This window comes from Terriglobales bacterium (assembly GCA_035454605.1).
Lineage (GTDB): Bacteria > Acidobacteriota > Terriglobia > Terriglobales > Acidobacteriaceae > DATMAB01.
On record DATIGQ010000091.1, the window covers coordinates 1 to 21872 of the forward strand.

Below are 21872 nucleotides of genomic sequence, written 5' to 3' on the forward strand. Positions count from 1 at the left end.
GACTTCGGCCTGGCAAAGGAGCACCACGCGGCCAACCCCACCGACGCCACGCTGACCTCGGCGGGCGACACCGCGGCGGGCGTCGTGCTGGGGACGGTGCCCTACATGTCTCCCGAACAGATCGCGGGCCGCCCGCTCGACCACCGCACCGACATTTTCTCACTGGGCGTCGTGCTTCACGAGATGGCGACGGGCAGGCGCCCATTTGCCGGGACTTCGTCGGCCGAACTGGCCTCCGCGATTCTGCGCGACATCCCACCGCCGGTGACCGAGTCGCGGGCGAATCTGCCCGGCGATCTGGCGCGCATCATCCGGCGCTGCCTGGAGAAGGATCCGCGGCACCGCATTCAGACGGCACGCGATGTCGGCAACGAGTTCCGCGAGCTGGCGCGACAGACCTCACAGGCGGTCCCGGCCGCTGCTCCTGCAGCGACGGACGCGGGCGCCATCCCGGGCTTCGGCGGCCGGCCCGCCATCGCGGTCCTGCCTTTCGACAATCTCTCCGGCGATCCCGAGCAGGAGTACTTCGCTGACGGCCTGGCTGAGGACTTGATTACCCGGCTGTCGCTATGGCGCTCCTTCCCTGTCATCGCGCGTAACTCGACGTTCGTCTACAAGGGTAAGGCCGTCGATGTGAAGAAGGTAGCCGCGGACCTGGGCGTGCGCTACCTGGTCGAGGGGAGCGTACGCAAGGCGGGCAACCGCGTGCGCATCGTGGCGCAGCTCATTGACGCGGCCACCGGGCAGCACGTCTGGGCGGCGACCTATGACCGCGAGCTCACCGACGTGTTCGCCGTGCAGGACGAGATCAGCGCGGCGATTGCGGCTTCGCTGGTCGGAGACCTGCAGCGAGCCGAGTATGCAATCGCTGAACGTCGCGCGCCGGAGAACCTCGAGGCATGGGGGCTGTACCAGCGCGCCCTGCCGCTCATCTACCGCTTCACTCGCGAGGACAGCGGCCTGGCGCGCGCCCTGCTCGAGCGCGCCACCGCGCTCGACACGCACTTCTCTACAGCGCTAGCCCGGCTGGCGGAGTTGGGAGTCTGGGACTTCATCTTTTCCTGGACCGATTCTCCGCAACAGACGCTCGACGCCGCCGTCGCCCATGCGCGCCGGGCCGTCGACCTGGATCCCCGCGACGCACAGGCTCAAGCCCAGTTGGCCTTTGCGCTCATGACGGCAGGGTTCGGCGACGAGGCCCTCGAAGCGGCGGGTCGCGCTCTCGATCTCAACCCCAGCATGCCCCCTGCATTGATCGTCTATGCTTACCTGCGGCACATGACCGGGCACCCGCCCGAGGAGAGCATCGAACTCATCCAGCGCGCCATGCGGCTGAGTCCTCACGATCCGGCGGAGTTTCTCTTCTATGACGTGCTATCCGGGGCCTACTTGAACGCGGGACGCCATGTGGAAGGTCTGGCGGCGGGCCGGCGGCTGGTTGCCCTCTCGCCCAGCTACTACTGGGGCTACCTCTGGTGCGCCATGAACGCAGTCGGACTCGGCCAGCTCGACGAGGCTCGCGCCATGGTCCGTGAAGCACGGCGCATTCTTCCCGGGCTGTCGCTCGCGCTTGTACGTCAGAGTCTCGGTGCGATGGCGCCCGAGGTTGACCACCGTTTTGCCAACGCCCTGCGCCAGGCCGGTGTGGAGTAGAAGTTCGACCGGATGGGACGCTCCTCTACCCCGGCCGCGTGTTACGGCTGCCACGCTTGCCCGCTGAGCGGGTCCCCTTTTTCCGACTGCTTCGTTACAGGTTGATCAGTTGATGCCCGCCGCAGTTCAACTGCGCGGCATCGTACAGGCGCAGCAGCAGCCCCGTGCCGTAGCGCGCCAGATAGGTGATGCCGCCGACCTCCCGCTCCTGAAGCCCCTTATGAGGATAGAGCGAACTCATGAGCTGCCCGGCGTGGCGGGAGATTTCCTGGTTGCGGCGTAGCTGGGCCCGCGCCGCGCGTCCCCGCAGCCGTTCCAGTTGGTGCGTCATCTTGGAGCGGGCCTTGGTGGCGGCGTTTACCAGTGTGGGATCGAGTTGCTTCAGGGAATCCGAGATGCCGTCGAGGGAACCGGCGAGGGTCTGAGAAGCGGAGTCAAAGTGCGCAGCCAGGTCGGGCGGGATACATCGTTTAGCCAGGACCTCCTGCAAATGTTCGGAGCCATGGAAGGTGTCCGGCAAGCAGACCTGATAGCGATCCAGCAGTCGCTGAATACGCGGCTCGATCAATGTCGCGCTGAAGCGAGGCACGACCGTCGTTACCCTCCCCAGCAACTCTTCATAGACCACAGCGGCCTGGGCGAAGTAGGCCACTTCCGCAGGACCGCCCACGTAGGCCACCGTGGGCAGCAAATAGTCCTCCACCACCGGGCGCAACAGCACATTGGCGCTGAATTCCTCCGGATGGTCGCTGATGCGGCGCAGCAGCTCGTCCTGGCTCATCTTCTGCCGGCCGGCCTGGAACCCCGCGTTCGCGCGGTGCACCGGCAGCCGTGCGCCCTGCTGCAGTTGAAAGAGCAACGTGGATTCGGGAGTGACCTTCACCTGCGCATGGAAGCCCCGCGCTTCCAGCGCCTTGTTGCGCGCCAGCAACGCGCCGTCCAGATCAGCCGCGGCCAGTGCCGCCGCCCGCAAGACCGGTTCGGCGATGCGGTGCAGCTCCGGATCGGAAGCATCCACCAGCACGATGCCGGAGTCGCGGAACAGGCGTGAGAACAGGCGCGCGAAGGCCCCGCCCAGCGTCTCGCCCGGGCGGTAGCTCTCCTTGAGGAACTCGTAGGCCTCCGACTCTCCCAGGATCCGGCCCGCGGCCCGCACGGCGTCCTCGATCTCGGCCCCAAGACGGATCGAACCGACCGGGGCATTCTCGTCTCCATGCGACGGGGTCGCGATGCGCTCCAGCTCTCCCTCGGCATTCAGCAGGGTGACGTGGTTCACTTCGGCCAGGTCGTGGTCTTCGGTGGCCAGCCAGAAAATGGGAACGCAATCGGCGCCGGCCTGGGACGCTTCCACCGCCAACCGGATGGCGGTCAGGGCCTTGTAGACGGAAAACAGCGGCCCGCCGAACAGTCCCACCTGCTGCCCCGTGACCACAGCCGCGGCCCCGGCGCGAAAGCGCCCCAGGCTTTCCAGGGCCGCCGGGGAGGCGCCCCAGGCCCGATTCTGCCGCTCCAGGATGTCGGCCACCCGGCGTCGCCGCTCGTCGTCGTAGCGGACGGCGCGCGCCTCCTCGGCCAACCATTCCTTGGAGAATGGCGAACGAGGGTAGAACTCTCGAACGGAGTGGTGATTCGAGGTATACTCCGCAAACAGGTGCGACGTATGTGGTATCCCTTCGTAGGGCAGACAGTCCGTCGACACCTGCTTCTCTCCTTCGGGCCCCGATTCTACAAGCCAGCAAGAGGTTTGATATATGCGTAGATCAAAGGATGCACAAAAAGCGCTGCTCGTGTTGTGGATCGTGTTCTCGTGCCTCGGCATGGCCACCGCTCAACGCACAGGGGGCGCATCCGGGGGAGCCGGGTCGCGCGGAACCACCAGCACCTCCGGTCGCGAAGCGATTACTTCGCGCAGCGGCGCTACCCTGACCCGCGACGTCTTCGACGGAGGCGTTCCGGAGCCGGACATTCCTACCGGGAACCCCGCACTCAGCGACAGTCGGCCGATCAAGTTCACCGCCCGCTCCGAGCTGGTGCTGGTTCCCGTCATCGTCCAGGACAAGCAGGGCAAGCATGTGCCCGCGCTCACCCGCGACAACTTCATTCTGCTTGAAGACGACAAGGAGCAGGCCATTGCTTCCTTCGAGGAGGTCCGCACGGTCGCCGGAGGCGTGCGCCGCGTCGGTGTCGCCCCAGGAGAGTTCAGCAACCTGATCCAAAGTGACGGCCAGCAGCCGCGCGTGATGATCATCGCCCTCGACAGCCTGAATACACCGTTTCTGGACCAGACGCGCGCCCGCGCAGCCCTCATCAAGTACCTGGCGGAAACCGTCCAGCCGGATTCGCTCATCAGCCTGATCAGCATCAATCGCAAGGGCGTGCGCGTCATTCACGACTTCACCAGCGACCCCAATATCCTCATCGCTGCCCTGCGCAACGTAGCCGGGCAGCTCCATCAGTTGGAGGGATCCGTCACCCCGCCGGCGGACGCGCTCAGCCATCCCAACGCGGATATCCAGGGCCGCCCGGAGTCACGCCTGCCGCCCCGGATCGACGCTGAAGCGCAGGAGCTGCTCTTCTTCGTCCGCGAGGCCGACACCGAGCTCGCCAAATTCCAGCGGGCGGCCGCCATTAACGCCACCTTGGAATCGTTCCAGCACATCGCCCGCGCTTACCGCGGCATCCCCGGACGCAAAGCGCTCATCTGGGCCACGGCCGGCTTTCCTTTCGTCATCGACGATTCCACCGGCCTCATCGGGGCCGGCGGTTCCGCGGCCCTGTATGAAAGCACCCTGGAGATGCTGAACCACGCCAACATCGCCGTCTACCCGGTGGATGTGCGCGGTTTGGTCGGGATGAACCTCCCGGATGCCACCCAGCACTACACCTCGCGCCAGGCTGGCGCCAGCCCCACGGCGGCCATTACGGCCGCCTCCGCTGTCCAGTCCTCCACCCTTGCCACACTCGAGACCTTCGCTTCCATGACTGGCGGCAGGGCCTTCTACAACCGCAACGACATTGATCGCTCTTTCCGCGAAACCACCGAAGACGCCTCGGCCTACTACATGCTTGGCTACTACCTGGACCGGAAAAAGACCTCCGCCGGCTGGCGCAAGCTCAAGGTCAAGGTCGCGCGCGGAGACGTACACGTGCGCTCTCGCAACGGCTTCTTCCTCACCCGCACCACGGTTGATCCCCAGGCGAGCCGGGAGATGGATCTCCGCATTGCCTTGTACTCGCCTCTGGACTACACCGGCGTCCCGCTGACCGTGCGCTGGCTCGAGGATCAGAGCAAGGGGGGCAAGAAGCACAAGATGAAATTCGAGATCGTGCTGCCGGCCAACGCCGCCTCCATCGACGACACAGACAACAATCACCTCAGCCTGGAGATTGCCGCTCTGGTCACCAACGGCAATGGCGATCCGGCAGGGACATACTCCAAGACTATCCAGTTCAACCTGAAGCCGGAGGGCATCGAACAGATCCGCGGCAGCGGCCTGACCTACACCGATATCATTGAGGTTCCGCCCGGAGAGTTCAAGGTCCGCTTCGTCGTGCGTGACAACCTGAACGGGCGCACCGGAAGCGTGGCGGCCCCACTCGCCGTACCTTAGCGCTCGTGCGTCGTTGACTTGCAGCGGCATGGAGCCCACAATGAAAGTACCGCTTGCACATCGTGGGGGCGTCATGGCTTCGACGGAAATGCTTGCGGCCAAGAGGCATGCCGGGGTGCATGCACCCGTGATCGCGTGCAAACACACAAGTGCCAACACTGAGCTGGCATACGCTGCTTAATTGATTAAGTAGCCGTCCTCCGTGGCTTCGCCCGCGGGCTGCGGAAGGACGTCGCACAGCGGGCTGGTTTCCGGCGCTCGGCCCGTGTGCCGGAGACGAGATCATCGGGCTAGCGGTCCGCGTTTCTTGTCCGTTCTGAGCGCGGGCGGCGAAAGTTTCCCGCCTCAGCGGGAAGCGGGAACGTGACTACGCATGTAGGCTCTTGGCTGATGACATTTTCGGACCCGGGTTCAATTCCCGGCGCCTCCACCAAGACCCTTCCGAGGTCCTTGCGACGCGCATGAATGCTCTCGGGTTCGCGTCCCTCTCTCCAGTTGCGGCGCGAGCACGCTATATACTTCGGGCCATGCCCTGTCAGGATCTGGACCGTCTGCGACGGCAAATCGCCGACCTGCAATCACGCCTCAAGGAAAAGCAGCTCCTGGCGCGGCAGTGGGCGGACCACAACACCGGCGAACGCGGAAGCCGGCGAGACTGGGAGGAATTCCTCGCGCGCAAGATCGCGCACACCGCCCGCGAGATCGAGCAGCATCTGCAGGAGCACGGCTGCCAGGAAGAAAAAGCCTAAGAGGCAGCCTTGGCGAAGGAGGCGACGGCCGCGTCCTCGCTGTCGAACGACTCAAAGACCGTGACCAGCTTGGTGATCGCCAACTGGTCGCGCACGCGCTGGGTAAGGTTGGCCAGCCGGATGTCGCCGCTCGCTCCGCGCGCCGAAGTGTAGAGCCCCACCAGTGTCCCCAGGCCTCCGCTATCGATGTAGCTGACGCCGCCCAGGTTGAGCACGATCTTGGAGGACTCGGCGATCAGCGCTTTGACTTTCTCCCGCAGCTCGGTGGCTTCGTCGCCAAAGACAATGCGACCGTTGCAGTAGACGACCGCGACTTCGCCCACCTTCTTGACAGTAAGCTTCAAGGTCATGAGTACCTCCCTGCGGATGAAAGCGCCGCGAAACAGTCGAAAAGCCTAACCCGGTTGCCCTCGCTTGGCAAGGCCCGTCTGCGGGAACAAGGCTGGTGGGGGCGGCGCCGGGGGAGGTACCATGCCGAGTAGCGGGAGGGGCAGCATGCAGCAAGCCCTGGTATTCGTCGCCGTCCTGGTCATCGCTCTCTACATCACCAGCAAGCGCTTCCAGCACAAGTACCATCCCAAACCCATGCGGAAGATGCTGGGCTAGGAGGACAAACCGCACTGACGCAGTCGTGCAGACCATGAGAACGTCCTCCACGTACGCGCTCCAAAATGCGCGGCGCGAAGGTGGAACACCGCGCCCAACACGCTCACGTATAATCAGCCTCTGGTCATGAGCTATCAGGTGCTGGCGCGCAAGTACCGGCCGCAGCGGTTCGCGGACGTCATCGGGCAGGAACACGTCACGCGCACGCTGCGCAATGCCATCGCCCAGCAGCGCATCGCCCACGGGTACATCTTCAGCGGTCACCGCGGCATCGGCAAGACCACGGTGGCGCGCATCCTGGCCATGTGCCTGAACTGCCGGTCCTTCGAACAGCCCACGGCCGACCCCTGCGGCACCTGCGACTCCTGCAACGAGATCCGAGCCGGGCAGAGCGTGGACGTGATCGAGATCGACGCCGCCACCAACCGCGGCATCGACGAGATACGCGAACTGCGGGACGCGGTCCGCTACCGGCCGGCACGCGACCGCTTCAAGGTGTACATCCTCGACGAAGCCCACCAGATCACCGATGCCGCCTTCAACGCCTTGCTGAAGACCCTGGAAGAGCCGCCCGGGCACGTGATCTTCATGCTGGCCACCACGCAGCCGGAGGACATCCCGCAGACCATCCGGTCGCGCTGCCAGCACTTCAGCTTTCACGCGGTGCGATTCGAGGACATGGTCGGCCAGTTGCGCGACATCGCCCAGCGCGAGAACCTGGCGGCCGACGACGACGCGCTGGCGCTCCTGGCGGAAGCCGGCGACGGCTCCATGCGGGACGCGCTCTCGCTGATGGACCAGGCTTCGGCTTCGAGCGGCGGCCGCCTGACCGCCGAGTCGGTCCGCGGGCTGGTTGGTTGGGTGTCTTCCGAAATCTTCGAGCAGCTCATGCAATCGGTTTCCCGGAGTTCCGCGGAAGAAGTGCTGCGACTGGCCGACCGGGTTTTGACCGAGGGACACAATCCCGCGCACCTGACGCGGCAACTGGTTCGCTTTCTGCGCAATTGCATCGTGGCCAAAGTGGCGGGCGAAGACCCTGCCCTGCTGCAGGTGGCTCCGGACGAAGCCCGGAGGGTGATGCGCGTGGCCGCGCTGTTCAGCGAAGAAGACCTGACGCGCTTCCTGCAGATCCTGCTGCGGACGCACGCCGAACTGAACTACAAGCGCGAGCAGCGCTTCCACCTGGAACTGGGACTGCTGAAGCTGGTGCACGCGCAGCGGCTGCTGCCCATCGAGGAGATGCTGAGCGGGGCGGAGCCTGCGGCGCGAACCCCCGGCGAAGGAAAACCGCGAGCGACCGTTGCTCCGGCGCGCTCGGCGCCGTCGCCTGAGCCGCCCTCGCGCCCACGAACGGTCTCGCCGTTCGAGGCCGACCGGGCGCGCAAGAGCAGCACATCCAAGGAAGAGATGTCCAGTTCATCTGCTCCGGTGGCGGTGGCCGAGCGTAGCGAGCCCGGCGCTGAAGGTGCTGCGGATGTGCGCGCGGCGGTGGTGGGCGCACTCGAACAAGGGGGACAGCGCATGGTGGCGGCCATGCTGGGGGCCGGGGAATGGACGGTGACGCAGGAGGAGATTCGCGTGCGTGTGGCAGGTTCGACCAAGATGGCCGACCTGGCGCTGAATGGCGACGTCCGCCGTATCGCCACTGCGGCCGCTGCATCCGCTGCCGGACGTCCGCTGAAGCTGCGCGTCGAAGGCACGGGCGCGGCCAACGGCTCGACCGGCAGCGGCGCGACCCAAGCGGAGACGCCGCCGGCCGCCAGCGGGCGCAGCCGGGCCACGAAAGATCCCGTAGTGCGGCGCATGCAGGAAAAGTTCGGGGCGGAGATCCGCAGCGTCATCGACCATCGGGAGAAGCGCCGTTGAAGTTCGACCCCAGCCAGCTCCAGGAAATGCTCTCGATGGCGCGGGAGAAATACGCCGAGTTGCAGAAGAAGATGGAAGAGACTGTGGTCGAGGCCTCAGCCGGCGGCGGCAGCGTCACGGTGCGCATGAACGGCCGCAAGCAGATTTTGAGCCTCGCCATCGACCCGGAGGCGGTGCGCTCCGGCGACGTCGAGATGCTCCAGGACCTGGTGCTTGCCGCCGTCAACGAAGCCAGCCGCAAGGCCGAAGAAGCCATGAAGCAAGGGATGGGGCTGGGAGGAATGCTGGGAATTGGGTGATTTCGCGACTTGCTGATTTGGTGATTGAATCAGTGAGTCATTGAAGGGCAACAGCAACACCCGCAGTGCTCCACGGTGACCTGTGTCGAGCTTCGCTGAACCCCTCGCGCGCCTCATCGACGAACTGAAGAAGCTGCCGGGTATTGGCGCGAAGAGCGCGCAGAGGCTGGCCTTCCACATCCTGCGGGCGGAAGCCGGGGATGCGGAGGCGCTGGCCGGCGCCATCCACGACGTCAAGGACAAGCTGCGGCTGTGCTCGCGCTGCAACAACATCACCGACGTCGATCCTTGCGTGTACTGCGCGAGCGCCACCCGCAACCCGCGACTGGTGTGCGTGGTGGAGGAACCCACCAACATCGCCGCCATCGAGAAGACGCAGCACTTCAACGGCGTGTACCACGTGCTGCACGGGTCGCTCTCGCCGCTGCACGGCGTAGGCCCGGAGCAGTTGCGCACCGCGAACCTGGTGAAGCGCATCGAAGCGGGCGAGGTGGATGAAGTGATCCTGGCGACCAATCCCACGGTCGAAGGAGAAGCCACAGCGGTCTATCTGGCGCGGCAGCTCAAGCGTCCCGGACTGAAGGTGACTCGCATCGCCACCGGCATCCCGGCGGGCAGCGACCTCGAGTACGTGGACGAGCTCTCGGTGCTGAAGGCCATGGAGGGACGGCGAGAGATGTAAAGGCAGTGGTCAGAGGTGGCAGGGCGCAGGGCCGTTCTCCCACCCTATCGCTCCAAAAGCGGGAGCGATAGGGGTGGGGCAGCCTAGCGAGCATCAGCGCCGGCGATTCCCTTAATGCGGCAGGAAACGCGAGACGTAGGGCGAGTTGCGCTCACTTCCTGTTCCCGACCGGCGATAGTGACCGGATGGGCCTTCGCCCAGGAATTCCGAGAACCAGGCCTCGTGCTCGATCTCCTCGTGCAGGATGGCGAGCGCCAGATCGTAGGTGCGATGGTCCTTGCCCGCCGTGTAATTGCAGATGGCGGTGTAGCCGGCCACGGCGCAGCGCTCGGCGTTGACCAGCACCTTGAGCATGGCCTTGATGTCCTTGGGATTTTTGGGCAGCGAGGCGGGCGGGCAGGCCGAGATGTCGTGGAATTCCTTCATGTTGGCGGGCAGTTTGCCGCCCAGCTCGTAGATGCGCGGCACCAGCGCTTCGAAGTGGTTGCGGTCTTCGATGCGGGCGTCCTCGGTGATCTCTTTCAAGCCTTCGCCATCCATGCCGATCAGGTTCACGCGCAGGATCGTGTAGTAATAAAAAGTGGTGAGTTCGGCGGCCGCGTTTCTCACCAGCATGTCGAGCAGCTTGTCGAGATCGATACCAGCCTTCTTGACCAGATCACGCGCGACTTTGGCCATAATCTCCTCCTCACAGGTAGGGATTCGACTGCGTAGGGTTTTGGATGCCCGCCAACTGCCGGGGGACGCAATTCTAGCTGAGGAATCGGGGCGGCGTCAGGCCGAACGCTGTTTCGCGGCGGCAGCGGGCCTGACTGGCAGAACCTCCACTACCGCGTTGTAATCGGGCTCGGAGGAGATGGGGTCGTAACGGCGCTCGATGAGCACGTTGCACTCCGGCCAGTAGGCCTGCAGGTTGCCCTCGCGGATATCGGCGAAGCGCGCGTTGCCGGCGAACTCGCCGGTCGAGGAGCGCAGCAGGACGATGTCGCCCTCTTTGACGCCCAAGCGAGCGGCATCGCGCGGGTTCATGAAGATGTCGTCGCGCTGGCCGCCGGTGAGCGGATCGGAGGGGCCGAAGGTCATGGAGTTGAACTGCTTGCCGCGGCGGGTGGTGACGTAAAACTTGCCAGGCGGGACGCCGACCTCCGGAATGGCCACGGTGACGAACCGCGCGCGACCGCCGGGCATCTTCTGGAATCCTTCCGTGAAGAGCTGCGGCCCGCCCCACTGCAGCCAATCGCCTTCTTTCGCCAGCTTCTCGATGCCGGCATAGAGGGGCATGGCGGCGGCCATCTCGCGACGGACGTCGGCGTCGGTGACGTAGGCGAACTGCGCCGCGCGCTCCGGCATGAGGCGGCGGGCGATGAGGCAAGGGATTTCCCACTCGGGTCGCGCTTCGCCCACCCTGTAGCCGGGAATCGGCGGCGAGTAGCGGATGCGGCGCTCGGTTGAGGTGGAAGTTCCGCCCGACTCGTAGCGGGTCTGCGCCGGCAAGACGACCAGCACTTCCCCGCCCTCGAGCGTGGAGTAGGTATTGAGCACGATGTCCTGGTGGATGCGGACGCGCACGCGGCGTATTGCCTCCATGACGAAATAGCGGTCCTGCATGGTTTCCAGCAAGTTGCCGCCGATGGTATAGAGCGCGTCGAGCTTGCCGGCGTGTGCGGCTTCGAGCATCTGCCCGGTCTTGAGGCCGCCAGACGCCGGCACGGGCGCCTGCCACAGGTCGCTGAAGCGCCGGGCGTTTTCCGGGTTGACCTCGAAGCCGCCGGGGAACTTATCGGGATCGACGCCACATTCTCCGCCGCCCTGCACGCCGCTGTGGCCGCGGATGGGCATGATGCCGCACTTTTCGCGGCCCAGGTTGCCGCGGATGAGGGCCAGGTCGGCAATGGCCTTGACGTTCTCCACTCCGAAGCGATGCTGGGTGAGCCCCATGGAATAGCAAAGCACGGCGGTCTTCGCTTTGCCGTACATGCGCGCGAAGCGCTCGATCTCGGCCCGCGCGATGCCCGAACCTTGCTCGATGTCCGGCCAGGGCAGGGCGCGCAACTGCGCGGCCAACTCCTCGAATCCGCCGGCGTGCCGGGCGATGAACTCGCGGTTTTCCAGACCCTCTTCCACGATCACTTTCATGACGCCGTTCATGAAAGCGATATCTCCGCCCACGCGGACCTGGAAGAAATCGTCCATCAGGCGGGAGCCGAACAGCGCGCTCGAGGCGACGGACGGGATCCAGTAACGCTCCAGGCCGGGCTCGCGATACGGGTTCACGACCACGATGCGTGTTCCCTGCTGGCGCGCGTAATGCATGTACTTGGTGGTGACCGGCTGGTTGTTGGCCAGGTCCGTGCCGAAGAGGATGAGCAGTTCGGTGCCGATGAAGTCGGAGAGCGAGCAGGTGGGTGCGCCCACGCCCAAGGTCTGCTTCAGTCCGTAGACGCTGGCGGCGTGGCAAAGCCGCGCGCACAGATCCACGTTGTTCGTGCCCAGCAAGCGCGGCAGCTTCTGGAAGGTGTAGTAGGCCTCGTTGGTGAGCCCGCGCGAGGTGGCGAAGAATCCCATGCGGTCTGGCGTGATGCCCTCGAGCTCGGCCGCGATGATGTCGATGGCTTCGTCCCAGGAGACGCGCCGGAAGCCGCGATCGCCGCGGCGCAACACCATGGGGTACGACAAGCGTCCCAGCTTGTGCAGCTCTTCGTTCGACATGGAGCGCAGGACGTCGATATCGGCCAGGGCGGCATCCGGCGCCGCCGGCATGGTGTTCAGGCGCAGCAGGTTCAGGCGGGTCATGCAGAGGTGGACGCCGGAGATGACGTTGTCTTTGAGGCCGTAAGGGCCGAGCGAGCAGCCGTCGCAGACGCCGTGGTTCAGGATGCGCCAAGCGTAGCCCAGGTTGTCGCGGTTCTCCCAGGCGGCGCGGGCCATCTCGCGGAAGTGGCGAGGTTTGTTCGGATGGGCCAGGCCGAAGGGAACCAGGTCGCGCACGCTCACGCCAGCAGTCTAAATCAAGAAGCGAATCCGCTGTGCTGCCTGCCACATCGAAGAGATGCAGACCGAAGGGAGCTCTCTATGCGCTGGGTGGACCGCAGCTTTCGACTGGATACTTCCGCCGAGCTTTTCCCGGAGGTGATCGAGCGCCTTCGCGGCACGCCGGGACGCGTCGAGGAAAAGGTTGCGGGACTCGCGCCCGAGGTGCTGACCCGCCGCGATGGCGACAAGTGGTCCGTTCAGGAGCACGTCGGGCACCTGCTCGACCTGGACGAACTGCACACCGGGCGTCTGGATGACTACGTGGCCGGAGTTGAAGTGCTGCGGGCCGCCGACATCACCAATCAAAAGACGACCGAAGCCCACCACAACCGCCGCCCCATAGCGGAACTCACGCGCTCCTTTCGCCAGGAGCGGCTACGTTTCGTGGAGCGGCTGGAACAGTGGAACCCACAGCGGAGGGAGCAGAGTGCCGTGCATCCGCGACTCAAGCAACCCATGCGGGTCATCGACATGATCTGGTTCGTCGCCGAACACGACGATCACCACCTGGCGCGGATGACCGAGCTGGCGCGGAAATTCGCCTCCGGGTCCTAGGACTTCGCTGCCGGCTCCACCTGCACGGCGGTTCCGTAGCAGAGCACCTCCGTCACGCCCTGCATCACTTCGGTGGCGTCGTAGCGCACGCCCACGATGGCGTTAGCGCCGATCTGCGCACCGTGCTGCAGCATGAGCACGAAGGCTTCGGCTCGTGTCTTCTCGCACAGCTCGGTGAACAGCGTGATGTTGCCGCCGACCAGTGTCTGCAGGCTGGCGCCCAGGGTCCCGATCACCGAGCGCGAGCGCACCACGATGCCCCGCACCACGCCCAGGTTGCGCACGATCCGGTAGCCCTCCAGGTCGAAGGCCGTTGTGGTCATGGTGTGTTGGACCAAAGATGCCTCCTCGAGCACGGAAAATGGCCACGCATCATATCCTGTCCCGCAACCACGCCGGCGCCGCGTTTGCTACGGAACCTCCAGATTGACTAGCATTCCTCCGGCAGGCTCCGATGCGCCGAATCAGGCTGGTTTGCATCCTCGGGAATTTTCTTTTCCTTACGCTCTTCGCCGCTTCGCAATCCGCACCGGCCGAATGGCAAGCCATCGAAGAAGCACTGGGACGCAAGGGACAGGTGCAGGCCGACGGCGTGATGAAGTTCGGCATGCCGCGCTTCGATCTCAGAGTCTCCGTCGGGACCGTCTCGCTCCAAGCGACGTTCGCACTGGGCTCCTGGGCGGCGTTCGACTCTCCCGGCTCCAACGCTCGCCTGATGGGAGACCTGGTCCTGACCGAGGATGAAGTCGCGCCCGTCATGGCCAAGCTGCTGGACAGCGGAATCGAAATCACGGCGTTGCACAATCACCTGCTGCACGAGTCGCCGCGCATCGTGTACATGCACATCTTCGGTCATGGCGACGCCGCGAAGCTGGCCGCTGCGGTGAAGTCAGCCTTGTCGCGGACGGGAACGCCCGCAGCGGCCCCGGGCTTGCAAGCCGGGCAGCTCAGCATCGACGTGCCAGGCATCGAGCAGGCGCTTGGTTACAAAGGGAAGGTCAACGGCGGGGTGCTGCAGTTTTCCATCCCACGTCCTGAGGCCATCACGGAGCACGAGGCGAAGATTCCGAACTCCATGGGCATCGCCACAGCCCTGAACTTTCAGCCTGACGGCGGCGGGAAGGCGGCCATCACCGGCGATTTCGTTCTTCTGGCCGCCGAAGTGAACCCGGTCATTCACGCACTGAACCATGCGCACATCGCCGTGACGGCCGTGCACAGCCACATGCTCGACGAGACTCCCCGCCTCTACTTCTTGCACTTCTGGGCGGTGGATGACGCCGTCTTTTTGGCTCGCGGTCTACGGGCTGCGCTCGACCAAACCGCTTCCGTCAAGGCTTCGCCTTAAAGACCGTGGATGGCAACGCATCGTGCTCCGTCCCGGCGACGTGGCCCTGGTTCCGCAGAGCGACCTCATCGCCGTGAAGCTGCGCTGGACCTTCCGCTTCTAGAATGCTGCAGCGTTACAATGGCGCTGTTCGGAGGCGTGGATGCCTCTTTCTCCTGAAGACCAAAAGGACCTCCTCAAGACGCTGGATGCTACCCGGCGCGGCCTCCTGACCGTCTATCGTTCCGTCATCCTTGCCGTCATCGCGGTCGTCACCGTGTTCGCAATCTTCCTTTACTTCAAGATCCAGAACGATGCCTTCCGCGGCTTCCTGACCTTCTACTTCGGCATCCTTTTCCTGATCTTCCTGTTCTGGGCCTTTGGACAACTGGCGGCCACACGGCGATCCCAGAGCGAAGAGGACTTGCTGGATATCGAACTGAAGAAGCAGGAGGCAGGTCCGGTAAAGACATACACGCTGCGCATCGGCAACGCACCGGCTGCAGCGCCAGCCGACCCCACGATGCCCTCATCGGGAGAGATCAGCGGCTCGCACAGCTTCAAGCTGCAACCGGGCAACCTGCCCTTCGAGCCCGAGCCCATCGACGAGGGCCTGCTGGCGTTGGCCGACGAATATGTGCGCCAGGGCAAGAGCATGGAATGGGTCTGCGGAGTGCTCAGCACGAAGTACCGAGAGCTGGGGACCGTGGGCCAAGAGGCGTATCGTGCATTCTTTCAGGCCAGCCTGGAGGCCTGGCGCGCCAAGGCCTACGGGAGCACGGCGGCGCCGGCGGAAGAGGCGCCCGCTTCTCTGGCTCCTCCGCCACCGGTTTCGGCACCGGAGACGTTCGGCACGTCGCCTTTTGAGCGCCCGGAATTCGACCGCGCCTTCGAGCGCGGTCCCACACCAACAACCCCGAAAGAAAGCCCTGCGACGCGCGGACTGTTCACCAAGGCCGAAGCGCTGGTCTTTGTGGTCGTGTTCTTGTCCGTCTGCGCCGTAATCATCACCGCGCTCATCCTGTTCCAGGGCGCGCCGGCCGAATAGGAACCACCCCGGCTGTGGCACAATAACGCGCTCCCGAAACCCCAGACCATTTGCGAGTTGAGATGACCGACCATCGCCGTCCCTTGCCGTTGCTGCTGGCTCTCATCGCTCTTTCGTGGAGCGCTTTTGCGCAGCAGGCGCCGCCGGATCTCGACGCCTATGCCGCCCGCGCCATGCAAACCTTCGAAGTCCCCGGGCTGGCGCTGGCCATCGTGAAGGACGGCAAAGTCGTGGTCGCCAAGGGATACGGTGTGCGCAAGCTGGGCGAGGCGGCGCCCGTGGACGCGCAAACGCTGTTCGGCATCGCTTCCAACACCAAGGTCTTCACCGCAGTGGCGCTCGGCCTGCTGGTGGAGGAAGGCAAGCTGGAGTGGGACGCGCCCGTGGTCCGCTACCTGCCGTGGTTCCAGATGTGGGACCCTTACGTCACTCGCGAGCTGACCATTCGCGACTTGCTGGTGCATCGCAGCGGGCTGGGCCTGGGCGCGGGCGACCTGCTGTGGTGGCCACCCTCGACCTACAGCCGCCACGAGATCGCGCGCCGCCTTCGCTTCATCCGGCCCGCCACCAGTTTTCGCAGCGCTTACGCCTACGACAACGTGCTTTATCTGATCGCGGGTGAAGTGATCGAGACCATCAGCGGGCAGACCTGGGAGGGCTTCGTCAGCGAGCGCATCCTGAAGCGCGTGGGGATGACGGGCAGCAACGTACGCCATTCGCAAGCGGCCAACGGCGGCAACGTGGCTGCGACGCACGCACGCATCGAGGGCAAGCTGCGGGTGATCGCGCCCTTCGCCAGCGACAACACCAATCCCGCGGGTGGCATCAATTCCAGCGCTGCGGACATGGCCAAATGGATACTGGTGCTGTTGAACGAAGGCCGGCTAGCGGACGGCTCACGGCTGTACTCCGAGAAAACGGCGCAGCAGCTTACCGCACTGGTCACGCCCGTCCCCATTTCCGACCCCGAGCCGGAACTGGCCGCCTTGAATCCCAATTTTTTGGGCTACGCGCTGGGGCTTGGAGTGCGCGATTACCGGGGCAAGAAGGTGATCACCCACACCGGCGGCCTGCCGGGCTACGTCTCCCGCGTGACCTGGATTCCCGAACTGAAGCTGGGCGTCACCGTGCTGACCAACCAGGAATCCGGCTCGGCCTTCAATGCACTTACCTGGCGCATCGTCGATTCCTACCTGAGCGCGCCTGCCACCGACTGGATCGCCGCCTTTGACGAGGTCCGCGTGCGCACCGAACAGAAGGACGCCGCCACCGTCCAGAAAGCCGCGGCCACCCGCGACGCTTCCTCCAAGCCCTCCCTGCCGCTCGAAAAATACGCCGGCACCTATCGCGACGACTGGTACGGCGACATTGAAATCACCCAGGACGCCGGCAAGCTCACCATGCGCTTCACGCGCACACCCTCCCTGGTTGGCGACCTCGAGCACTGGCAGTACGACACCTTCATCGTGCGCTGGCGCGACCGCGAACTGCGCGCCGACGCCTACGTCACCTTCGCGCTGAACCCCGACGGCTCCATCGACCAGGCCCGGATGAAGGCCGTTTCGCCAGAAACCGACTTCAGCTTCGACTTCCAGGACCTGCTGCTGAAGCCGGCGAGCCACTGATTGCTGAATCTCACCACCTCCCGTATACTCGGAATCGGAGACGAGCGCCGTCGGCAACGGCTCTGAATCTTGCGATCCGCCCGGGTGCCGTGCGGTGCCGAGGGGCGGTTAGCTCAGCTGGTTAGAGCGCCTGCCTTACAAGCAGGAGGTCGAAGGTTCGAGCCCTTCACTGCCCACCATCTCCATGGCCTACCGCTCTCGCCGCGCCCGCCGGGCGCGGTCCCAGGATGCGGGGACGTAGTTCAGCTGGTTAGAACGCTGCCCTGTCACGGCAGAGGTCGCGAGTTCGAATCTCGTCGTCCCCGCCATGCATTTCCCGGCGACTTTTCCGAAGTAGGGATCCTTCGGCTCGCCCCAAGGGCGGGCTCGCTCAGGATTTCGCCAGCGGGCTCCCGCTCGTCTGCTAACGCGGACTCGCTCACGCCCGCTAACCGGCTCAAGTTCGAATCTCGTCGTCCCCGCCATGTTTTCCAGGCACTTGCGGCACAGGTTAGTAAGGACCCAAGACTCGCCGGAGCGAGCTGGCAGGCTACAGCCCCATCTATTTCTTCCTCAGCGTCGCTGTCCAGTTCATCACCACGTTGATGGGCGACGTGCGCCCCTCGTTCACCAGACTGGAGAAGATGAACTGTCCGCGCTCCACCGGCGCGTAACCACCGTCAGGCGCCGTGAAGAGCGTCTTTGGCATTCCTGGCTCAAAGCCCTTCCCCGGCTTGATTTCCACCACCATAAGCTTGCGGTCGTCCGAGAGATAAAACATCTCTTTCCCGTCCGGGCTCCAGCGCGCTTGGCTTCCCCCACTGTTTGAGACCTGCCATAGCCCTTCTCCGCTGGGAAACGCCGTCACGTATACCTCCGGTTTGCCGGAGCGGTCAGAGGTATAGCTGAGCCAGCTCCCATTGGGGGAGAGCCTCGGATCCTTCTCGTCGTTCTTCGTTTGCACAACCGGGAAGGGCTTGTGCTCACCAGTCATCGGCAGCGCCCAGATGTCAGCCTGCGCCTTGGGGCTGCTGTCCACATACACCAGGTACCTGCCATCCCGCGACCAGTCGCCGACATACTTGTCCTCGCCTGATTCAAGGAGTACTTCCTCCTCGCCTTTGGGAGTCTTCAGGTAGATGTCATACATCCCTTTTCGGTCGGATGAAAATGCGACCCCTCGCTCATGGACCGACCACGCCGCCTGTCGGTCGTTAGAAGGGTTCGTGGTAAGCCGCGAGAAAACATTGCGCTCTCTCTCCCAGACCCAGATATCCATGGCACCCGTTTCTGACTCGACGCGGTCCACGGCTACTGATTTTCCGTCGGGGGAGACACGCAGCTGGGCATAGGGCCCGGCGGGCGCGAGCTTCGCCACTTGCTTCCCTGCACGATCCAGCAACACCAGCTCCCGGTCGCGCAGCGCGAGTCCCGTCTGATAGATCAGCGTATCGTTCGAAATGGAAGCCTGTGCCCTCCCCAGGTTGGCATCGAATCCCACCTTGTCCACCACCACGAAAGGCTGTCCCTTTACTGCCAGACTGCCGGCATCGAAGCCCTGCGCCATCAACGCTCCTGAGCGGATGAACAGCAGGTACCCTGGCTCCACGTAACCGACTACCGTATCGCCGTCCACCAGCGCCTTCCATTGCTTGGAATCCACTGAGCCCGCGCAGATGTGGTTGACCTCGCCGGGCGCGCTACGATTCAGGAAAACGAAATGCTTCCCGTCGGGCAGGAACTGCGGCCAGCCGTGCACCGTTTCGCGTTTGGATGCGTCCAGCTGCGTCAGCGGCGTGGCATCCCCACCTCCTGTGGAAACACGATAGAGTCCGCTGCCGTAACGCGGCCCATATACGATCGCACCATCGCCCCACGCCCCGCCCACAGCGCCCCCAACGCCCCCAACCTCCGCCAGGGTTTGCACAGAGCCCGTGGACAGCTCCACCTTCTTCAATTTCGAGCGTGAGAAGAATCCCAGGAATTGTTCGTCCCGCGACCAGAATGGCCGTCCCGCATCCTCGCTCCCCGGTACTACCCTGCTCTCGAGGGTGTCGAGTGCCCGTATTCGAATCTTGGCATGCCCGTCCTCTTCCATCATTACATAAGCGATCTGCCGCCCTGATGGCGACACGACGGATTCGTAGACCGCTCCGGGCGTCGACAATTCGAAGCGGACCGGATAGCGCGGTTCACCCCTTCCTGGCACCATCCATGCCGCCAGAGCCACGACCAGCAGCATTCCCGCCACTGCCCATGCCAACCATTCCCGGGTCTTGCGCTTTGTGCCCCGCACCGCGGCTGCCGCAGCCGTCGAGCCGCCCTCCGCGATCCACTTCAGTTGCTGGCGTATATCCGCCGCGCTCTGCCAGCGCTCTTCCGGATCTTTCGCCAAGCACGTCCCGACCACATGCTCCAGCGCGGCCGGCGCCAGCGGCTGAATGGAAGTAATCGGCACCGGCTCCTTCTCTAGGATGGCCGAGGCCACGCTCAATTGGCTCTTGCCGTCGAACGCCCGCTTCCCCGTCGACAACTCGTAGAGCACCGCCCCCAAGGCGAAAATGTCCGTGCGCGCGTCCGCCTCCTTTCCTTCGATCTGCTCCGGCGCCATGTACTGGAACGTGCCCACCACCATGCCCTTCTCTGTCAGCGGCGTACTGGGTCCCACCGGACTCACGGGACTCGGCGCCGTCAGCGCCGCCGAGAGCGCGCTCGAGCCTTTAGGCAATCCGCCAGGCTTTGCCAGGCCGAAGTCCAGGAGCTTCGCCCCGCTCTTGGTCAGCATGATGTTCCCCGGCTTCAGGTCGCGATGCACCACCCCCTGCCGGTGCGCTTTGTCCAGCGCATCCGCCACTTCCATTCCGATCCTCAGCACTTGCTCGGTCGGCAGCGCGCCCCGCAAGAGCCGGAAACCCAAGGTCTCTCCCTCTAGGAGCTCCATCACCAGGTAGTCCACGTCGTCCTGGTTGCCGACGTCATAGAGCGTGCAGATGTGGGGATGCTGCAGGGAGGAGATGGTCTTGGCTTCGCGCTCGAAGCGCTGCTTGCGCTCCGGATCAGAAGAAAGATGCCCAGGCAGGACCTTGATGGCGACCGTGCGCTCTAATCTCGTATCGCGGGCGCGATACACCTCGCCCATCCCGCCCGCCCCGATGGGCGCGAGGACTTCATACGGCCCCAGCTTCGTCCCTGCGCTCAGCGCCATTCGTGCCGCGCATTATAGGACAGGCCGTCGGCGATGTGCCGTCCGCGTGCGGGACCTGGTGTCACTCGCAGTTATTGAAAATTTTTCAGAGCCAACCGGCTCAAGTTCGAATCTCGTCGTCCCCGCCGATTCCAAACGAAAGCCAGCATGCTTGCCAGCTCATTTGTTCTGCGGTGCATGAGCCCGGCCGACACACGCAGCGGTGATTGCGGTCACTGCTCCCCGTGTCCAGCTGAGGGAAGCTTTAGAGGGATTCAAAGGATTCCTGGAGTGTTGCCCGTGGACTGCTCGAGCGGATAGCGAGGCGCTATGCCCGCCAAGAAGCCAAGTCACCTGCTGCCGTTTGGCCTCATGACCGCGCTGAGTCTAATCGGCACCGCCCTACTCCTGGCCGCTACCACTGTGGTTCCCACCGACATCCAGCAACCGGGCACGCAGCCCAATCAGGTTGGCAATCGGGAATCACCCGACAAATGCGACAACTGCCATGGTGGCTACAACCAGGCCGTAGAGCCCGCTTTCAACTGGCGCGGCAGCATGATGGCCAATGCTGGCCGCGACCCCCTCTTTTGGGCCACGCTGGCGGTTGCCGAACAGGATTTTGAGGGTGCGGGAGACTTGTGCATCCGCTGTCACAGTACCAGCGGATGGTACGGCGGCCACTCCACGCCTACAGACGGCTCCGGCCTGACTGCGGGCGATGCCGACGGCGTGGATTGCGATGCCTGCCACACGATGACCAACACCGACAACTCCGAGCATCTGGGTGTGATGACCTCGCCCTTCATAGCAAACGACGAAATGAACCCGGCAACCGGATACTACGGCTCTGGGATGCTCTCCTTGTGGGGAGGCGCGGAGAAGTTAGGGCCCTACGCCGATGCCGACGCCCGGCACCAGTTCCAACCCTCGAAGTTCCATCGCTCGGTCGATTTCTGCGGGTCCTGCCACGACGTCTCGAACCCGGCCGTGGGCGACCTGGCGCACAACCACGGAGCCCAGGTTCCGCTGCTGCCGAGCACCTACAGCGGAGTGCCGGGCGGGGCGTTGGAGCAGAAGGCTGCCTTCAACAACTTTCCCTATCAATACGGAGTGGTAGAGCGCACCTATAGCGAATTCAAGTCGGGCCTGCTGTCCCAGACCTTGGTCTCAAGCTATTCCAGTCTGCCGTCGGACTTGCAGGCTGGCGCGGTGAAAGCCGCAAAGGAGAGTGCGCAAGGAAACTACAGCGACGGAATGCCACGCTACTTCAGTTGTCAAACCTGCCACTTGAGAGCGGTGACCGGAGCAGGGTGTAACAAGGCCGGCGTCCAGGTACGCAGCGATTTGCCTCTGCACGACATGACCGGGGGCAACTATTGGACACCGGATGCCATTCTGTACCAGGACAGCCAGGGTACGCTGCGGCTTGGCGGCGGACTGACGACGATGCAGAAAGACGCTCTGCTCGCAGGAAAGTCCAGAGCGCAGCAGCAACTTCGGTTGGCGGCTACGCTTTCCATGGAGGGCAACACTCTTAAGATCACCAACCTCACCGGGCACAAGCTGATTTCGGGTTATCCCGAGGGTCGGCGGATGTGGCTGAACGTCCAGTGGTACGACGATTACGGTAGCCTGCTGCGCGAAGATGGTCG

17 protein-coding genes, 2 tRNA genes and 1 other RNA gene are annotated in these 21872 nt (G+C 64.3%); 14 read left to right on the forward strand and 6 right to left on the reverse strand.

Translation table 11 applies throughout. From position 1 onward, the window contains the following. On the forward strand, nt 1–1653 hold a 1653-nt coding region (locus VLE48_06580; protein ID HSA92661.1), incomplete at its 5' end, for a protein kinase. A 94-nt stretch (nt 1654–1747) separates the two neighbouring features. Here the strand turns inward: VLE48_06580 and bshC are convergent. Further along, complete coding sequence (bshC, locus tag VLE48_06585; GenBank protein ID HSA92662.1) at nt 1748–3352, reverse strand: bacillithiol biosynthesis cysteine-adding enzyme BshC; 1605 nt, start codon at nt 3350–3352, stop codon at nt 1748–1750. Nucleotides 3353–3404: 52 nt separating this feature from the next. Between bshC and VLE48_06590 the strand changes: the two genes are divergently transcribed. The 3 genes from VLE48_06590 (at nt 3405) to VLE48_06600 (ending at nt 6013) form a co-directional block, all read left to right on the forward strand. Continuing rightward, nucleotides 3405–5264, forward strand: a complete 1860-nt coding sequence (locus VLE48_06590; GenBank protein HSA92663.1) for a VWA domain-containing protein — start codon at nt 3405–3407, stop codon at nt 5262–5264. A gap of 64 nt (nt 5265–5328) precedes the next feature. Then, nucleotides 5329–5697, forward strand: a transfer-messenger RNA (tmRNA) gene (gene ssrA / locus VLE48_06595). Nucleotides 5698–5791: 94 nt separating this feature from the next. Continuing rightward, nucleotides 5792–6013 (forward strand): hypothetical protein, encoded by a 222-nt coding sequence (locus tag VLE48_06600; protein HSA92664.1) that lies wholly within the window; start codon nt 5792–5794, stop codon nt 6011–6013. On the opposite strand, the gene VLE48_06605 is transcribed toward VLE48_06600, so the two are convergent. Then, the gene (locus VLE48_06605) at nt 6010–6363 is read right to left on the reverse strand and encodes an STAS domain-containing protein (GenBank protein HSA92665.1); all 354 of its coding nucleotides are present in this window, start codon (nt 6361–6363) and stop codon (nt 6010–6012) included. The two genes, VLE48_06600 and VLE48_06605, sit on opposite strands and share 4 nt — an antisense overlap. Before the next feature lie 382 nt (nt 6364–6745). Here VLE48_06605 and dnaX point away from each other — a divergent pair, with 382 nt between their 5' ends. The 3 genes from dnaX to recR all read left to right on the forward strand — a co-directional run bounded on the left by dnaX (nt 6746) and on the right by recR (nt 9466). After that, on the forward strand, nt 6746–8485 hold the full coding sequence (gene dnaX, locus VLE48_06610) for a DNA polymerase III subunit gamma/tau (GenBank protein ID HSA92666.1): 1740 nt from the start codon (nt 6746–6748) through the stop codon (nt 8483–8485). Further along, on the forward strand, nt 8482–8784 hold the full coding sequence (locus VLE48_06615) for a YbaB/EbfC family nucleoid-associated protein (protein HSA92667.1): 303 nt from the start codon (nt 8482–8484) through the stop codon (nt 8782–8784). Before dnaX ends, VLE48_06615 begins: the two co-directional genes overlap by 4 nt. An 82-nt stretch (nt 8785–8866) precedes the next feature. Continuing rightward, nucleotides 8867–9466 (forward strand): recombination mediator RecR, encoded by a 600-nt coding sequence (gene recR / locus VLE48_06620; protein ID HSA92668.1) that lies wholly within the window; start codon nt 8867–8869, stop codon nt 9464–9466. 111 nt (nt 9467–9577) lie between these two features. Here the strand turns inward: recR and dps are convergent, their stop codons facing one another. Together dps and VLE48_06630 are read right to left on the reverse strand one after the other, a co-directional pair. Beyond that, on the reverse strand, nt 9578–10144 hold the full coding sequence (gene dps / locus VLE48_06625) for a DNA protection during starvation protein (GenBank protein ID HSA92669.1): 567 nt from the start codon (nt 10142–10144) through the stop codon (nt 9578–9580). A 96-nt stretch (nt 10145–10240) separates the two neighbouring features. Next, nucleotides 10241–12460, reverse strand: coding sequence for an FdhF/YdeP family oxidoreductase (locus VLE48_06630; protein ID HSA92670.1), 2220 nt, complete (start codon nt 12458–12460; stop codon nt 10241–10243). Nucleotides 12461–12538: 78 nt separating this feature from the next. Here VLE48_06630 and VLE48_06635 point away from each other — a divergent pair, with 78 nt between their 5' ends. Further along, on the forward strand, nt 12539–13054 hold the full coding sequence (locus VLE48_06635; GenBank protein ID HSA92671.1) for a DinB family protein: 516 nt from the start codon (nt 12539–12541) through the stop codon (nt 13052–13054). Here VLE48_06635 and VLE48_06640 read toward each other — a convergent pair. After that, nucleotides 13051–13392 (reverse strand): YbjQ family protein, encoded by a 342-nt coding sequence (locus tag VLE48_06640; protein ID HSA92672.1) that lies wholly within the window; start codon nt 13390–13392, stop codon nt 13051–13053. The two genes, VLE48_06635 and VLE48_06640, sit on opposite strands and share 4 nt — an antisense overlap. Before the next feature lie 116 nt (nt 13393–13508). On the opposite strand from VLE48_06640, the gene VLE48_06645 reads away from it, so the two are divergent. The 5 genes from VLE48_06645 (at nt 13509) to VLE48_06665 (ending at nt 17362) form a co-directional block, all read left to right on the forward strand. Further along, nucleotides 13509–14402 carry a DUF1259 domain-containing protein gene (locus tag VLE48_06645; GenBank protein HSA92673.1) on the forward strand — a complete coding sequence of 298 codons (894 nt, stop codon included), beginning with the start codon at nt 13509–13511 and terminating at the stop codon, nt 14400–14402. Between the two features lie 142 nt (nt 14403–14544). Further along, entirely contained in the window at nt 14545–15429 is an 885-nt protein-coding gene (locus VLE48_06650; protein HSA92674.1) for a hypothetical protein, read from the forward strand. A 62-nt stretch (nt 15430–15491) separates the two neighbouring features. Next, nucleotides 15492–17054 (forward strand): serine hydrolase, encoded by a 1563-nt coding sequence (locus VLE48_06655; protein ID HSA92675.1) that lies wholly within the window; start codon nt 15492–15494, stop codon nt 17052–17054. Nucleotides 17055–17156: 102 nt separating this feature from the next. Continuing rightward, nucleotides 17157–17233 (forward strand) — tRNA-Val (locus tag VLE48_06660). Nucleotides 17234–17285: 52 nt separating this feature from the next. Continuing rightward, nucleotides 17286–17362: transfer RNA gene (locus VLE48_06665), tRNA-Asp, on the forward strand. 233 nt (nt 17363–17595) lie between these two features. Here the strand turns inward: VLE48_06665 and VLE48_06670 are convergent. Beyond that, nucleotides 17596–20238: a protein kinase gene (locus VLE48_06670; protein ID HSA92676.1), complete on the reverse strand. Its 2643-nt coding sequence runs from the start codon at nt 20236–20238 to the stop codon at nt 17596–17598. 309 nt (nt 20239–20547) lie between these two features. Between VLE48_06670 and VLE48_06675 the strand changes: the two genes are divergently transcribed. Further along, nucleotides 20548–21872, forward strand: a 1325-nt coding sequence (locus tag VLE48_06675) for a hypothetical protein (GenBank protein ID HSA92677.1), incomplete at its 3' end; no start/stop codon positions are given.